The 15,292-nt window shown below is 48.7% G+C and carries 11 protein-coding genes; 2 read left to right on the forward strand and 9 right to left on the reverse strand.

The genetic code is table 11. The features are described from left to right. Positions 1 to 17: 17 nt before the first annotated feature. A complete protein-coding gene (locus tag NYE36_RS17010) occupies positions 18 to 848 on the reverse strand; it encodes an aldo/keto reductase (RefSeq protein WP_007410023.1) in 831 nt (276 codons plus the stop codon). Positions 849 to 1,069: 221 nt separating this feature from the next. Here NYE36_RS17010 and NYE36_RS17015 point away from each other — a divergent pair, with 221 nt between their 5' ends. Then, the gene (locus tag NYE36_RS17015) at positions 1,070 to 1,555 is read left to right on the forward strand and encodes a hypothetical protein (protein ID WP_020954314.1); all 486 of its coding nucleotides are present in this window, start codon (positions 1,070 to 1,072) and stop codon (positions 1,553 to 1,555) included. A 39-nt stretch (positions 1,556 to 1,594) separates the two neighbouring features. Here the strand turns inward: NYE36_RS17015 and NYE36_RS17020 are convergent, their stop codons facing one another. The 5 genes from NYE36_RS17020 to NYE36_RS17040 all read right to left on the reverse strand — a co-directional run bounded on the left by NYE36_RS17020 (position 1,595) and on the right by NYE36_RS17040 (position 10,782). Next, positions 1,595 to 3,610 (reverse strand): Na+/H+ antiporter, encoded by a 2,016-nt coding sequence (locus tag NYE36_RS17020; RefSeq protein ID WP_039253862.1) that lies wholly within the window; start codon positions 3,608 to 3,610, stop codon positions 1,595 to 1,597. 348 nt (positions 3,611 to 3,958) lie between these two features. Further along, a complete protein-coding gene (gene cysI, locus NYE36_RS17025) occupies positions 3,959 to 5,674 on the reverse strand; it encodes an assimilatory sulfite reductase (NADPH) hemoprotein subunit (protein ID WP_094032484.1) in 1,716 nt (571 codons plus the stop codon). Between the two features lie 27 nt (positions 5,675 to 5,701). Beyond that, the gene (locus tag NYE36_RS17030) at positions 5,702 to 7,510 is read right to left on the reverse strand and encodes an assimilatory sulfite reductase (NADPH) flavoprotein subunit (protein WP_265451044.1); all 1,809 of its coding nucleotides are present in this window, start codon (positions 7,508 to 7,510) and stop codon (positions 5,702 to 5,704) included. A gap of 174 nt (positions 7,511 to 7,684) precedes the next feature. After that, on the reverse strand, positions 7,685 to 10,000 hold the full coding sequence (helD, locus tag NYE36_RS17035; RefSeq protein ID WP_094032486.1) for an RNA polymerase recycling motor HelD: 2,316 nt from the start codon (positions 9,998 to 10,000) through the stop codon (positions 7,685 to 7,687). Between the two features lie 173 nt (positions 10,001 to 10,173). Next, complete coding sequence (locus NYE36_RS17040; protein WP_007410017.1) at positions 10,174 to 10,782, reverse strand: trimeric intracellular cation channel family protein; 609 nt, start codon at positions 10,780 to 10,782, stop codon at positions 10,174 to 10,176. 222 nt (positions 10,783 to 11,004) lie between these two features. On the opposite strand from NYE36_RS17040, the gene NYE36_RS17045 reads away from it, so the two are divergent. After that, positions 11,005 to 11,805 (forward strand): zinc-dependent metalloprotease, encoded by an 801-nt coding sequence (locus tag NYE36_RS17045; RefSeq protein WP_007410016.1) that lies wholly within the window; start codon positions 11,005 to 11,007, stop codon positions 11,803 to 11,805. 33 nt (positions 11,806 to 11,838) lie between these two features. On the opposite strand, the gene NYE36_RS17050 is transcribed toward NYE36_RS17045, so the two are convergent. The 3 genes from NYE36_RS17050 to NYE36_RS17060 all read right to left on the reverse strand — a co-directional run bounded on the left by NYE36_RS17050 (position 11,839) and on the right by NYE36_RS17060 (position 15,148). Continuing rightward, on the reverse strand, positions 11,839 to 12,258 hold the full coding sequence (locus NYE36_RS17050) for a disulfide oxidoreductase (protein ID WP_012118443.1): 420 nt from the start codon (positions 12,256 to 12,258) through the stop codon (positions 11,839 to 11,841). Next, on the reverse strand, positions 12,248 to 12,919 hold the full coding sequence (locus NYE36_RS17055) for a DsbA family protein (protein WP_012118444.1): 672 nt from the start codon (positions 12,917 to 12,919) through the stop codon (positions 12,248 to 12,250). The genes NYE36_RS17050 and NYE36_RS17055 overlap by 11 nt, the downstream gene beginning before the upstream one ends. Before the next feature lie 117 nt (positions 12,920 to 13,036). After that, positions 13,037 to 15,148, reverse strand: a complete 2,112-nt coding sequence (locus tag NYE36_RS17060; protein ID WP_094032488.1) for a heavy metal translocating P-type ATPase — start codon at positions 15,146 to 15,148, stop codon at positions 13,037 to 13,039. Positions 15,149 to 15,292: the final 144 nt, after the last annotated feature.

Genomic DNA, 15,292 nt, shown 5'->3' on the forward strand with positions numbered 1-15,292 from the left:
TAAAGGGCTGTTTTTTCTTAGAACAGAAGCTCGTCCGGATTCGGGCCGACACGCTCGTCTTTGTTCAATGCGCTGATCTTTTCCATTTCTTCCTGTGACAGTTCGAAATCAAAAATATCGGCATTTTCTATGATGCGGTGCTCTTTAATCGATTTCGGAATGGTAACGACTTCGTTTTGAAGATCCCAGCGCAAAATCACTTGAGCAACCGATTTGTTATGTTTTTCCGCAATTTGTGACAGCACTTCGTTATCGAGAAGCTGTCCCTGCATCAATGGAGACCATGCTTCCACTTGAATGCCCTGCGCTTTGCAGAAATCTCTTACTTCTTTTTGAGTCAGGCGCGGGTGGAATTCAATCTGGTTGACCATCGGCTTGATTTCAGCATCTTTCAGCAGTTCTTCTAAATGATGCACTTGGAAGTTGCTGACGCCGATGGCGCGGATTTTGCCGTCTTTGTACAGCTTTTCAAGAGCGCGCCATGTGTCTTTATATTTATCCTTGCCCGGCCAGTGAATCAGGTAAAGGTCGAGGTAATCGAGGCCGAGGCGCTCAAGGCTTTTCTCAAACGCGTCAAGTGTCGTTTCGTATCCTTGATCTTCATTCCACACTTTTGACGTGATGAACAGCTCTTCTCTGGCAACGCCCGCAGCTCTGATGCCTTCGCCGACACCCTCTTCATTTTTGTAAATAGCCGCCGTATCAATGCTGCGGTAGCCGTTTCTGATTGCCGCTTCGACGGAGTCCGCCGCTACGCTTCCGTTTTCCACCTTGAAGACGCCAAGGCCGAACCACGGCATTTCAACGCCATTATGAAGCTTTACAGTATCTTTTAAGCTTTTTGCCACGTTGAACCATCCTTTCTAGTCATTATGTAAACGGTTATTATTATCTCACATTTCCGCCGTAAGAAACCAATTATACGCTCATCGTCATCACAAAAACCATCTTTAGTGCCCAAGCACCACTTCCGTTATTATTTTCCTATTTTTCAAAAATTCCGGTTAACCGGGTAACTGTCCGGGTAAATCGCTACTGTAGCCACCACACAATTGAAGGAGGAAATCATATGAAACGTATGCGTATCCCGATGTCCGTTGCCCTTGGCGCCGCTTTGTCTCTGACTCCTCTGTCCTTTGTATCCGCAAAAGAAAACCCGGTCCCTCAAAACATGGCACAGCAATCATCAGATGTCTCAGCAAAAGATGTCGGATTAAACATTGACGTTGACCTGCTCGGCATCGGCAATTCGATTGCTGACGCGATTAAGTCGGCGCAAAACCGTGACGGCTTCGTCAAAAACTTAATGGAATCTTCATTCTACGCTTCCGGACAAAAATATAACGTCATGGTGTTTAATTTAAGCCAGGAATATGAAGATCATTTTAACGGTGTTCAGTTTTACGGTTCCGCCGTTTATGACGGCATCACGTACGGCATTTGGGTGTTTGAAGACGGAAGCTTCACCAATAAAGGTGATGGCGGCTGGATCAACTGGGCCTTCAGAGGCTGGTTTGACCGCGACGGCGATCACGTCGAATTCCATCGTCCGTAATCAAAAAAAGTCCGGCGACAGATGCCGGACTTTTTTGATTTATTCATCTCCGTCAAGCATGGCCGCTTCCACATCATTGATGTATTGGCGAAGCTCATGTGACATATCGCGGGAAATTTCCCGCTCTTCGAATAATGTTTGGATTTCGTTGCGGATGGCCTGCACGGCCCGCAGTTTGATTTCGAGTTTTTGATTTTCAAAACGGCGGCTCGGACTCTGTTCGTGATACGAGTGCCCCAGCCTGAAAATCAGGTGATTGTAAAAGGAAATGACGGCAAGCGTCACATCTTTATTTTCTTCGGTCATGTGTTTTTTCAGGCTTTCAATGGCCGCTTTTGCCGTTTTAACCCTTGTGGCGCGGATGAGGCCTTCTTCATTTAAAATCGTCATTTCCGGCTTTTTTTGTTCACCGAAAAAGATCCAGTACATCAGGCGTTTCAGCTTTTTCTTAGATAAGCCGACTTTAAACGGATTCGTATACAGCACTTCCAGTTCATCAAACCGTTCCTGAAGGCTGTCAGCCGTTTCTTCCGGTATGTCGCCCCGCTCAATCAGCCGCAGCAATTCTTCCTGTTCAGCCTGTATCCCTTGGGCGCGGACTTTCCGCTCATCTTTTTTCGTGCGGTTTTTGACGGTGAACTGCTGAAATCTGAGATTTTTCATTTTCTCATTGTATTCGGCAATGACCGCAAAAGAAGCCGTTTTGTTTGTCTCATTCATATTTTCTTTAATGGCGGTTAAGGCAGCTTTTATCAGCTTCCGTCTCGCTGTCAGCAATTTGACTTTCTTCTCTTTCACATTGTCTTCCGGCTTATCTGTCAAAATCGGCAGTACGATTGTCGCCAGCACCAATGTGCACATAATAACACCCGCGGCTAAAAAGAGAATCAAATTCCGTTCAGGAAACGGTGAGCCGTCAGAGAGCACGTAAGGAATGGAAAAGGAACCCGCAAGCGTGACCGCTCCCCTGACGCCTGAAACCGAAATCAGCAGGGTCGAGCGCAGGCCGGGTTTATAAATGCTCTGATCCTTGTTAAAAAACCACTTGCCGTTCCAAAAAAACAGCACCCACAAAAACCTGAGAATCATTAACGTCAGCGTAATGACGATAATGTACCCGATGACCATCATATTGTTAAACGCGGTATCATTAAAGATGACGGAAACTACATCCGGTATTTGCGCCCCTAAAATAACGAAAACAAGACCGTTCAGAATGAACAAAATAATATTCCACGTACTTGAAGAGACGATTTGCAGTTTGACCATCGTTGATTCAAGACGGTCCTGCTCCACCGCATGAGTGATGCCGCCGGCCACAACAGCTAAAATGCCGGAAACGCCGATTTCTTCAGCCGCGAGATAGATGACGAACGGCGTCAGAATTTGAATCAGCATATGCATCGTGACATCCTGCATGCCGAGGCGGCGCAAAAACAGCCGGAAACGGATAATCAAAAAAGAAATGACGACACCGCTGAGTAAACCGCCGGCTGAAATCAGAACGAAACTGAAGGCGGCCTGCGCCAGCGAAAATGCGCCCGTCACGGCAGCCGCAATCGCAAATTTAAAAGCGACCAGGCCGGATGCGTCATTCATCAGTCCTTCTCCTTCAAGGAGACGCAGAATGCCTTTTGGCATCTTCACTCGCCCTGACAGCGCGCTGACCGCGACAACGTCAGTCGGTGACAGAATCGCCGCCAGCCCGAACGCGGCAGCCAGCGGAATGCTCGGAATCATCCAATGAATCGTGTAACCGCCGACAATCACCGTGGCAAACACGAGCCCGAGCGCAAGCAGCAGAATCGGCGCTCTTAAATTCCAAAGTTCCGCACGCGGCGTCCGTTTTCCATCGTTAAAAAGCAGCGGAGCGATAAACAAAACAAAAAACAATTCGGTATTCAGTTCAAAATGAAGTCCCTGCGGAAATGACGCCGCAATGATACCGAGCGCCACCTGAATCAAAGGCACCGGGATAAAGGGGACAAACCGATTTACGATATTTGAGATCGCGATGATGGTTAAAAGTACGAGTACGACTAAAAATATGTCCAAAGCATGACCTCCTTCATCTGCTGCATCATATCATTATTGCCTGTTCTCTGCCTTTGCCAAAGGCCGGAGCCGATGATCGGGCAGATTCAATATATTTTCCGCACGCAACCATTCTTCTTTTATTTTACCCGTTTTTATTTAAAATTTCTCATAACGTGCTCACGGCGAACTTTTTTTGCCTTCAGCTACATTTTTTCTAGAAAAAGAAAAAGCCTGTTTTCTCTGAAAACAGGCTTTTTCGCAAGCTGCGTCATCTGTTTCATGACGCGGTGCAGCGTTTATGCTTCTTAGTAAAGGATAGAGAACGCACCGTCAGTGTGTCTCTATCCTTGGTTTTAAGTGCTCATCTTATTCGTGAAAATTCATGCCGTCTGTCGTCGCTTTAATGATGCCCGCGCGGATGACGAAATCGCCGAAGTGTTCGCCTTCCTCACGCTCTTTCGCGTAGCGCGGGAGAATGGTGCGAAGCTCACTCAGAATTTCCTCTTCACCGATATTTTCCCGGTACATTTTGCTCAAACGGCTGCCGTCAAACGCCGCTCCTAAATACATATTATATTTTCCGGGCGCCTTTCCGATAAATCCGATTTCGCCGAGCGCATGGCGGGCGCAGCCATTCGGGCACCCGGTCATACGGATGGTGATTTCTTCATCCCGCAGCCCGTTTTCGTCAACAATGTCTTCAATCTTATCAATCAATTTCGGCAGATACCGCTCGGCTTCGGCCATGGCGAGCCCGCATGTCGGAAGCGCGACGCAAGCCATTGAACTGCGGCGGAGGGCGGAATGCTGCCGGCCGTCTGTCAGACCGTATTGTTCGATTAATGCGCTGATTTGTTTCTTTTTCTGGCTCGAGACATTGCCGATAATCAGGTTTTGATTAGAAGTGAGACGGAAATCTCCCGTATGGACTTTGGCGATTTCACGTAATCCCGTCATCAGCTTATAATTCTCATAGTCCGTGACGCGGCCGCCTTCGATAAACATCGTAAAGTGCCATTTACCTTTTACACCCTTCACCCATCCGTAACGGTCGCCGTTATGGTCAAAATGATAAGGTTTCGCTTCATCCAGCTGCCAGCCGAGGCGGTTTTCCAGCTCGGCTTTTACGTTTTCCAGCCCGAGACGGTCAACGGTGTACTTGAATCTGGCATTCTTTCTGACGGAACGGTTTCCGTAATCGCGCTGAATCGTAATGGTTTTTTCCGCTACATCATACAGCTGCTCCGGTTTGCAGAAGCCGATGACTTTTGAAAGCTGCGGATAAGTGGCCGTATCGCCGTGCGTCATTCCCATACCGCCGCCGATTGCAACGTTGAATCCGATAAGACGGCCTTCCTCCACGATGGCAATGAAGCCGAGATCTTGAGAAAAGACATCGATATCATTGGACGGAGGCACGGCGATTCCGATTTTGAATTTCCGCGGCAGGTACAGCGGCCCGTACATCGGTTCCGTTTCCGTGTCAGGAGTGCCCGCCACACGTTCCTCATCAAGCCAGATTTCATGATAGGCTCTCGTGCGCGGAAGAAGGTCATCGCTCAATTTCTTCGACCATTCGTATACTTCCGCATGAATTTCAGACTGGTGCGGATTTGAAGCGCACATGACGTTTCGGTTGACATCTCCGCAGGCCGCAATGGTATCAAGCAGCGCCGCATTGATTTTCTGAATCGTTTTTTTCATGTTCCATTTTAAAATTCCGTGCATTTGGAACGTTTCACGCGTTGTCAGCTTCAATGTATTGTTTCCGTATTTTTGCGCCAGTTCATCCATGACAAGCCATTGTTCCGGAGTTGACACGCCGCCTGGCATCCGGACGCGCAGCATGAACTGATAAGCCGGTTCAAGCTTTTGTTTTTGACGTTCATTACGGAGATCGCGGTCATCCTGCAAGTAGCTTCCGTGATGCTTCATCAGCCGGTTGTCATCGTCCGGGATGCCGGCTGAAATCCGGTCGAGCATGACTTCTTTCAATGTGCCGCGCAAATAATCACTTTTTTCTTTAATTTCCTCAACATCACTTGGAGGGCCTTCCGGCGCTTTTAAAATGTTATTCACCATGCTGAATAAGCTCCTTTCAAACCAAAATCAATATACGTCACGCTGATAGCGTTTTTTCTGCTGCATGTCTGCCAGGAAGCTTTCCGCTTTTTCACGGCTCATGCCGCCTTCTTCCTGAATGATATCGAGAAGCGCCTGGTGCACGTCATGCGCCATATGCTGTTCATCACCGCAGATGTATACGGCGGCTCCCTGCTGCAGCCATTCATAAAGCTCTTTGCTTTGTTCTTTCATGCGGTGCTGCACATATACTTTTTCCTCCGAATCCCGGGAAAAAGCGACGTCCATTTTTGTGAGAACACCGTTTTGCAGCCATTTTTGCCATTCCGTCTGGTACAGAAAATCAGTGACAAAGTGCTGATCCCCGAAAAACAGCCATGTTTTCCCTTCAGCTCCGGTTTCTTCACGCTCCTGCATAAAGGAACGGAACGGCGCGATGCCTGTCCCCGGCCCGACCATAATGATCGGTGTATCCGGGTTTTCCGGCAGCTTGAAGTTTTGGTTGTGCTGAATGTAAATCGGAAGCGTATCTCCCGGCTGGAGTCTTTCCGCACACAGAATGCTGCAGACGCCTTTTCGTTCTCTGCCGTGCGCGTCATATCTGACCGCTCCGATTGTCAGATGCACCTCTTCCGGATTCGCTTCTAAACTGCTTGCGATCGAATAGAGCCGGGCCGGCATTTTACGCAGGATGGAAAGAAAGTCTTCCGCTGTCGCTTCCCACGGCCCGAAATCCCGGACGAGATCAAGCAGATCACGGCCGTTGATGTACGCTTTCAGCTGCTCTTCGTTTCCTTCGGCCAGAAGTTCACTCAGCTTTTGGTCAGCCGTAAACTGTGCGGCCTTTTGCAGGAACGGTTTTGTTAAGACGGTTATTTCAAAATGAGAAGTAAGCGCATCTTTCAGCGGGAGGCGCTCTCCTTGTTTATTCACCGCCACTTCCTGTTTTGGGTCCCATTTCAGCTCATTGATCAGCTCATCAACGAGCGCCGGATCATTTTCCGGATAGATGCCGAGGCTGTCTCCGGGCTGATACGCGAGGCCCGACCCTTCAAGCGAAAGCTCGAGATGGCGTGTTTCTTTATTCGAACCGCGTCCGTTCAGATTGATGTTCTCAAGAACCTCCGCTCGAAACGGGTTCGTTCTGGAATAAACGGATTCACCGAGAGCCGGCGTCTCGGCAGGCGCTTCGGCTGTTTGATTTCCCGCTCCTTCGTTCAAACCGCCGATGACCGCGTCAAGCCATTCCGAAAACGGCTCATCATAATCAAGATCGCAATCAACCCGCGGCGCAAGCTGGGTGCCGCCGAGCTCTTGAAGACGCTCGTCAAACTCTTTGCCGGTCTGGCAGAAAAATTCATACGAGCTGTCCCCGAGCGCCAAAACGGAGTAACGGAGCGCTTCAAGCTTCGGCGCGCGTCTGCCGTGAAGAAATTCATGAAAGGCCAGCGCGTTATCCGGCGGATCGCCTTCTCCGTGCGTGCTCACCACGATCAGTAAATTGTTTACTTTTTTCAGATTATTCGGCTTAAAATCGTTCATTGACGCGACGGTGACCTGGAATCCCCGTTCCTCAAGCGTCTTTACCGTCTGTTTCGCAAGACCTTCCGCATTTCCCGTTTGCGATCCGTATAATACGGTCACTTCTTTCGAGACTGCCGGGCTTTCTGCAGGAGCCGGAGCAGCGGGTGCGGCTGTTTCACCGGATTCGGACCGGGCCGCAGCCAAATAACCGCTCAGCCAGATTTTCTGTGATTCTGTCAAGGTCGGCAGAAGGCGGTTAAGGAGCTCTGCCTGCTCCTGATTAAACGGACTGTTCATGACCTGAAGTTGCAACGATATCCACCTCACAAGGAATTAAACGTAACGTACGTTATTTCTATAGGAATTGTCAAAATAATATTCTAATTGAAACTTTACCGAAAGTTTGTATGTAAGTAAAATATATAATCATGATGACAATGATTAAGATTACTAATGATAAAAAGCCCTTTGCACTTGGCAAAGGGCTTACACGAATAAGCCGGCGGGCACTTCTTTTATAAAAGGAGAGGGTTCTCCCGGAGACAATACGGTCAGATGATGCATCGCCCGCGTACAGGCCGTATATAACAGCTTACGGTCATGTTCGCTTTTGTACTGGACAGCAGAGGCGTCAGCGGCAATGACGGCGTCAAACTCAATGCCTTTTGCCAAATACACGGGAATGACGCATACCCCTTTTTGAAAAGGCTGGTTTTCTTTATTGATCAAGCGGACACCGCTCTCGGCGCTGACTGTCTGAAACACTTTTTTGGCTTCCGCGGCCGTTTTGCAGATGACGGCGACCGTCTCCCAGCCTTTTTGTCTGAGCTCCCGGATTGTATCCGCCAATTGTTTCCGCCGCGCATTTTCTGTATCCGTCCGCAAAACACGCGGTTTTTCCCCGTTCCGGTTAAAAGGCTCAATGTCATCGCCGTCAGCCAGCAGCGCTTTCGTAAATTCAACAATCTGCCGCGTCGATCTGTAAGTCCGCTTCAGGCTGACATACCTTTCTGCACCATTGCGAAAGCAGCCGGCGAGGGAAGAAGGGCCCGTAATGGTGTGGGCATAAATCGACTGGCTGACATCACCGAGCACCGTCATCTTTGCCGCCGGGAAGATGCTTTGTATATACGTGAGCTGAAATGGGGAATAATCCTGCGCTTCATCAATGAAGACGTGCTTCATTTGTGTGTTTTTTCTTTTTCCTTCTAACAGATCCTGCAAATACAGATACGGAGCGGCATCTTCATACGGAAGTGACCGTTCTGCAAATGCGTTTCTGGTCAAAGCGCCGATGCTCTGCCAATGATCGGGCTTTTCATCAGCTCCCCAGTCTGAAAACAGCCGGAGATACATGCGTTTTATATCGAGAAAGCCGAGCCGTCTGACGGCCTGCTTAATCGGTTTAAAGGCTTTGCCGACGATAATGGCGCCAAGCAGCCGCTGTTCGCGCTGATGGTCGTCAAATGCAGGTTCATCATCTGCCGCCTGCTTCTTGAGTGTTTGATAAACCTCAGCATAGTCTTCCTTATCAAGCAGCTCGCTCTCCTGCAAGACCCATTCCTTCTTACGCTCCTTTTTTTCGAGAGCGCTGATTTCCGCGAGAAGCCATTCCGCTGTCAGCTCCGCTCTGTTCGGAATCGGCAGCTGCTGATCAAGCGAATAAAAATAGTCTTCAATCCGTTCTTTTGAAATCAGGATGTCTCCCCGGAAGCTGATCTGTTTACACATCAGACCCGAGCCGGAAAGCGAGCAGGCATAGCGGTCAATCATGGCCTGGAAAGCTGATGACGCTTTGTAAGCAACGGCTGCGAGCCTTACGGAAAGTGCGTCCTGATTTTGTTCAGTCAGGCAGTATTCAAGCTGCTCGTACGGGCTTTCACAATCAAACTTTCGTCCGAGCCGGCGGATGATATATTCCTGAAAGGTAGCCTGCTCCATATTCTCTTCTCCCAATTCCGGCAATACGGCGGAAACATAACTGTTGAACAAAATGTTCGGGGAAAACAATACAATCTGACGGGCATCAAGCACCCCGCGACCGCGGTACAGCAAGTAAGCGGCCCGCTGAAGCGCCGCGGATGTTTTCCCGCTTCCGGCGGCTCCCTGAACGATGAGATATTTGCTTTTTTCATCCCGGATGATTTCGTTCTGTTCTTTTTGGATGGTTGACACGATGTTTTTCATATGCTGTCCGGAATGGCCGCTCAGCACCTCTTGCAGCATTTCGTCACCAATCGTCATATCCGTGTTAAACATCGCTTTAAGCGTACCGTTTTTAATGATAAACTGCCGCTTCAGTGTGATGTCTCCCTCTATCGTTTCTTCGGGAACTTCATAGCGGGCTTTTCCCGGGGAATATTGATAGTAAAGAGATGAGATGGGCGCGCGCCAATCATAAATGAGAAATTGCTCGTTGTTTTCATCCATCAAAGAAGTCAGCCCGATATAAATCCGCTCGGAAGAGGACTCCCCTTTTTCCGTAAAATCGACACGGCCGAAGTAAGGAGAGGTTTTCAGCTTTTTGATTTTTTGAAGCTGCCGGTATTGAAGCCGATGCGTCCGTTCACGTTCTGAAAGCATTTCCGCCTGCTGTTTAATGCTTGAAAATGTCTCAGCCGCTTCATGGGCGTCATCCATATTCACGGTGACATCATCCCAAAACGTTTTTCTCAGCCCGACAATATCCTGCTTCAATCCGCCCGATGAGGCTTCAAGATGAGTTTGTTTCTGTTCCAGTTCCTTCATGACAAAATTGATTCTTTCCTGCTCTTCTTTCCACTCTTTATCACGTTTTGCCATCAGCGGCACCTCCGACATCAAGCTGACAAATCCGGCTTTCATCATACAAACATATATGCAACATATTATTCAGCATTATGGTCAAATACCCTTTTTCTTATCATATCGGGCGTCTTTTTTTATCAGAAGCCGTTATGCAAAAAAAACCGATTTCGTTTGTGAAATCGGTTTTTTTACTGATCTATATGATAGGAACGATTCGGCAGGCGCCACCTGAACACATAACTGCAGATGCGGCATGCCACAAGCACAAGAAACAGCACATACAAACCGGCGGCATCCCCGGCCCAGCCGAGGCCCACGATTAACCCTCCGAGCGCGGCCCAGACCGCGTAAATTTCCGCCTTGAGCACAAGCGGCTTCCTGCCCGCGAGCAAATCCCGTATGATGCCGCCCCCGCTGCCGGTGAGGACCGCTGCCGCAATCACCGCACTGAGCGGATGGCCCATTTTCACGGCATATAAAGCGCCTTGGATGGCAAACGCCGAAAGCCCGATGGCATCGGATAGGTTGCCCCATTTACTCCAATGCCTTAACAGCAGCTTCGGAAACAAAAAGACAATCGTAACTGATGCGAGAGCGATTTGAAAAAACGCGCCTTGCTCCCACAAGGCGGAGACCGGAACACCGATCAGCAGATTTCGGATCGCTCCTCCGCCGAACGCCGTTACAATCCCCAAGATATACACGCCTAAAATATCATACTCCTCTTCCATCGCAACAATCGCTCCGCTGACCGCAAACGCAATGATGCCGATTACACTAAGCAGCTCCCAGGCCATTCCATATGCTCCTTTTTATTTGTTAAATTTTCTGACGACCATTAGATTTTATAATCGCTTTCTCTTAAAATCAACCTTATTTTTGAAAGATTCTGATTCCTAATCCGGGACAACCTCACTCGCAACGGCTGGGAGCAAGAACATTTTCCTATTTTATACTTTAATGGAAGGTTTATTGGAAGTTTCATTGAATACTTTCTCTAACAAAAAGGGGGTTATGAGATGAAAATCAGTTCACTTGTTTTTCCTGTTTTATTGGCCGCCGGATTAATTCCCGGCCTGCCGTCAGCCGAAAGCCATACGCATTCGCACACTCATGCGGAGCCGGCGAAAACGGTGTATACGGACCCGCTTCCGAAAGCCGATCATTTTAAAGATCTGAAGGGCCCGGTCCAAGTCGAACAGACGGTTGACACAAAAATTCTGGATGAAAACGGCAAGCAGGTCGGCACGAAACGATTCAATGCCAATGTCAGTCAGGATAAAGCCTCAACTAAAGCCAGCACGGGCAGCCAGAAGGTCAGAGTGCTGGCGGTGGCGGACGCTGAATACCGCGCCAAATACAGCGACTGGCAAACGCGAATCGTCCAGATCGTGGAGCAGGCGGATGTTGCTTTTAACCGTGATCACAACATTGATTTCGTCGTACAGGCTGTGCAGGCTTGGAATTCCTCCGGCTCAAACAGTTCTCAGATTTTATCGAATCTCCAAGGCAGCTTCAGAAATCAAAATTATCATTTTGTCGTCGGTTTTACCGCAAAATCAAGTTTTGACGCCGGCGGTATCGCGTATGTATATAACGGCAAACCGAGCGGCCCGGCTTTCAGCGTGAACCTTGATCAAGGAACGGCCAACACGGCGAAAGCGGCACAGCACGAGTTTTCCCATAACTTCGGACTTCAGCATGACGCCCAAGGCAGCGGCATCCGCTGCGTCATGAATTATGATTATGCCTATTCCGTGGATATTTGGGACAGCTCCCATAACAGACAGATTGCAACAAACAAAGCTTGGTACAAATAATAGAAAAAGAGCCGCTCCCAAGGAGCAGGCTCTTTATTTTGCCGCGCGTTCCGTTTTGACAAAACACATGCAGATAATAATGAGAATAAATGCCGTCAATGCCAGGAAAGGAATGGTAATGAAACCGAACCAGTTAATATATTCAGATGAGCAAGGCACGCCGTAGACACACGGCTTGATGCCGCTGAAACCGGGCACCTTCTGCTCAAGGTAATGCATGATCGATATAAACGCGCCGATGACGGCCATCGGCAGCACGTATTTTTTCACGCGCGTGTCACCCTGGAAGGTGGCGATTCCTAAAATCAGGACAAGCGGGTACATGAGAATTCTTTGATACCAGCACAGCTCGCACGGTATGAATTTTCTGATCTCGCTGAAATATAGGCTGCCGAGCATGGCAGCAAGAGCTATCACCCAAGAAGCATATAAAAATACGATTCTATTTTTCATTTTTCAGCTCTTTCTTAATCGTTTTTGAAATCTCATCATATTTAGAGAAGTCATTAATCACTTTGTCATTTACGTAAATCGTCGGTGTCGCCGTAATGTTTAATTTATCATTCAGGTCAGTGTCAGCTTTCAGCTCTTTTGCAAATGTCTCTTTATCAAGGTTTTCCTTCAGCTTGTCAGGATCAACCTTTTTCGCGGTGCTTTTGACCGTTTTTTCAAGCAATGCAGGCGTGACCCATTCCTGTTCGCTTGACGGCTGCTGTTCAAACAGCTTTTCATGGAATGCCCAGAATGATGCCGGGTCTTCTTTCCACACTTCTTCTGAAGCAAGAGCCGCCAGACGCGAGCCGCTTCCGTGGTACATGACGTTCACAAATGAAAATTTCACGTCGCCTTTATCGATAAAATCTTTTTTGATTTTCGGAAAGATATCGCTGTTAAATACTTTGCATGACGGACACTTGTAATCTCCGAATTCAACTACCGTAACAGGCGCGCTGTCTTTGCCGAGCACGGGCTGTCCTTTAATGGAAGGCTGTTCGGCGACTGTTTCGCCCGCTTTTTCCGTTTGGTTGTTAATAATTACGATGGCCGCAAATAAAACGACAACGATTAACGTCAGAATCACCGCAAATTTCGCAGACGATTGTTTCTTTTTCACTCAGACACCTCATTGTTTTTAAAATAAAAAAGAAGCGGATGCCGGATGGCCCGCTTCTCTATTTTACCAAGACAACCTTGTTTAAGAAAACCCTGAAAAACGAATTATCTTTGACAATTATTCCGCTTTCACTCTCATGACGCGCATCGCGTTGGCAACGGCTATCAGCGTGACGCCTACATCTGAAAAGACCGCTTCCCACATGGTGGCGAATCCGAATGCGCCAAGCAGGAGAAAAATGATTTTTACGCCTAAAGCAAATCCGATGTTCTGCCAGACGATCCGGCGTGTGCGGCGTGCAATCCGGATGGCTTCGGCTGCTTTTGACGGCTGGTCTGTCATCAGGACGACATCGGCCGCTTCGACGGCGGCATCAGAGCCGAGAGCCCCCATGGCAGCCCCGATGTCAGCTCTGGCAAGCACAGGCGTATCATTAATCCCATCGCCGACAAACATCAGTTTTTCATTCGGTGTAAGCGCCGCTTCAAGTTCTTCGACGCGGTCTACCTTGTCACCCGGCAAAAGCTCTGTGTACACATCATCAATACCGAGCTCTCGGCCGACAGCTTCTCCGGTCTGCTTTGAATCACCCGTCAGCATCACTGTCCGCTTCACGCCGAGCGCTTTTAAATTGGCAATGGCCTGTTTGGCGTCCTCTTTGATTTCATCGGCGATCACGATCGCCCCCGCATACTGCTGATCAACGGCGACATAGACGACGGTTCCGTTGTTTTCAGCTGTGCCGGAAGCGATGTGTTCTTTTGCCATCAGTTTTTGATTTCCGGCTAAAATCGTTGATCCGCCGGTTTTCACCCGAATGCCGTGTCCGGGTATTTCTTCATATTCTTCAATCTCGTCTGCCGCGAGCGGTTGATTATAGGCTTCACGGATGGAAGAAGCAATCGGATGATTGGAATGGGCTTCTGCAAGCGCGGCCGCATGAAGCAGGCTGTCTTTCGTAAACCCTGCCGCCGGTTTGATATCAGTAACGGCGAAATTCCCTTTCGTTAAGGTTCCCGTTTTATCAAACACGGCGTATGCCACCTGATTGAGCGCTTCTAAATAGTTGCTGCCTTTCACGAGCACCCCTGCTTTAGACGCAGCTCCGATACCGCCGAAAAACCCGAGCGGAATGGAGACGACGAGTGCGCACGGACAAGAAATCACAAGGAAAATCAGCGCGCGGTACACCCAGTCGGATAGCGCGGCTGAAGGCACGAGAAGCGGCGGTAAAAAGGCGAGAAGCACCGCAACAATGACAACGGCCGGTGTATAATACTTGGCAAACTTCGTAATAAAGTTTTCCGTTTTCGCTTTGCGTCCGGCCGCATTTTCGACCAGATCCAATATTTTTGACACGGCAGAGTCTTCATATCCTTTAGAGGTTTCAATATGAAGCACGCCGTTCTGATTCATAAATCCGGCCATCACATCTTGCCCCGGCTCCGCTTTTCTCGGCACGGATTCGCCCGTTAAAGCGGATGTATCAACCATCGAAGAACCGCTCAGTACCTTTCCGTCCAGCGGAATCCGTTCTCCGGGATTCACGACGATGACCTGTCCGACTTTGACGTCCTGCGGCGGAACGGCAGTCATGCCGTTTTCCGTTTTCACATTGGCGTACTCAGGACGGATGTCCAATAACGCGCTGATCGATTTTCTGGATCGGCTGACGGCCGCTCCCTGAAACAGTTCACCGATTTGGTAGAACAGCATGACCGCGACGCCTTCCGGATACTGATGAATCATAAATGCGCCGATCGTGGCAAGCGCCATCAGAAAATGCTCATCAAATACCTGGCCGCGGACAATGTTTTTTCCCGCTCTGGCTACGATATCGCCGCCGATGATCAAATACGAAGCAAAAAAGAGCAGAAACTCAAGGACGGCGCCCGTGTGCGCGAAGTAAGCGATGACGGCCAAAACGGCTCCCGCAGCCAACCTCACTAACATCAGCTGCAGCTTTTTGCGGTATTCATCCTCGCCGGGTTTGTCTTCGTGCTTCGAACGAACGGTCACATGAGGATCAATGGACTTTACTTTTTTCGCGACTTCGTCTTTCATCCATTGCTCGTTTTTGCCGCCGGCTGAGACCGTGATGGTGCTTGCCGCAAAATTGACAGCACAGCCGTCTATGCCGTCAATGGCTTTTACGCCGTTTTCTATTTTTTTTGCACAGTTGCTGCAATCAAGTCCGTCTAATACAAATTCACCTTTGGCTGCTTTCATTTTCGACTCACCCTACTTTCCGTAATAGGATTCCCATAACATCAATACAGCTAAACGAATTTATATATATGAACATATACTCATATATTTGTTTTCTCTATTATATGCAGGCTTTGAATAAAGTGTCAATAAAAAAGACAAAAC

This window comes from Bacillus sp. FSL R5-0593, from assembly GCF_038603755.1.
Classification (GTDB): Bacteria; Bacillota; Bacilli; order Bacillales; family Bacillaceae; genus Bacillus; species Bacillus velezensis.